Origin of the sequence: Pseudoalteromonas sp. TB64 (assembly GCF_000498095.1) — a bacterium.
In the GTDB taxonomy this organism is placed as follows: domain Bacteria; phylum Pseudomonadota; class Gammaproteobacteria; order Enterobacterales; family Alteromonadaceae; genus Pseudoalteromonas.
In genome coordinates this window covers 1-926 of the sequence record NZ_AUTQ01000088.1, presented here as the reverse complement: position 1 = coordinate 926, position 926 = coordinate 1, and the positions used below count along the sequence as shown (strand labels likewise).

The 926-nt window shown below is 41.4% G+C and carries 2 pseudogenes (1 of these 2 running past the window's edge); both read right to left on the bottom strand.

Annotated elements, in window-relative coordinates:
• A pseudogene (locus tag L647_RS01000000123705) lies at nucleotides 1–551 on the bottom strand (bifunctional 2-methylcitrate dehydratase/aconitate hydratase) (it extends 902 nt beyond the left edge of the window).
• Between the two features lie 22 nt (nucleotides 552–573).
• Nucleotides 574–926: pseudogene (locus L647_RS1000000125985) on the bottom strand (hypothetical protein); the annotation flags it as partial.

Below are 926 nucleotides of genomic sequence, written 5' to 3'. Positions count from 1 at the left end.
CAGCCGTTGAGGCTACACGCACCAATAATACATGGCATAAGCCAACACGATTAAAAGAATTTTCTAATGCGATAACGCCTTGAATTTCATGCGCCATAATCATGGCTTCAAGTACGTCTCGCATAGTCAGGGGAGGCTGTGAATTTGTGATTCTGACTTGAGACAAGTGATCGGCTACAGCTAAAATAGCACCTAAGTTATCAGAAGGGTGCCCCCATTCAGCAGCTAACCACGTATCGTTGTAATCGANCGAGCCAGCGGATGGTACAACCAATGTCCCACGCTGCTTTAACAGGGTCGAGTATGAGCGAGGTCCCAGGTACTCGTGCGCCATTAGGAACAACGGTCCCTTTGACAATTGGACCAAGAAGTTTGGTACATTGTGAAAACTTTAAAGCGAGCAGCCCACAGCCTAAGGTATCCATTAAACAATTACGTGCAGTGTTTAGTGCTTCTGCGCTTGATACTTCAAACGTTAATACATAATCAGCGATATCCTGGATAACATTGTCGTAATCTGGGCGAGTGTTATTATCTGTATTACTACTCATTTTGTATCCTTAATTCGTTTGTTTATATTTTACTTGGTTTCAATTTATTAGAAGTTACTGAGTAAACGCTTAGGTGAACTTCATGCTTTTGCTTATCGTTTTCAAGTGGAATATAAGTTGATTCAAGCGCCATACCGTCAAGTATTAGCTCACTTTTATTATGTTTTTCATCCCCTATAATTTGCTCAATTGTAATATGGTAATAGGTGCTCTCGAAGCGATAGTCGATTGAGTAGGTGCTCCAATTCTCTGGAATACACGGTGAAATGGTTAGCTTATTTCCTGTTCGTGTTACACCTAATAAAGATTCTATTATTAGTCGGTATAACCAACCCGCTGATCCGGTATACCAAGTCCAACCGCCTCGTCCAATAT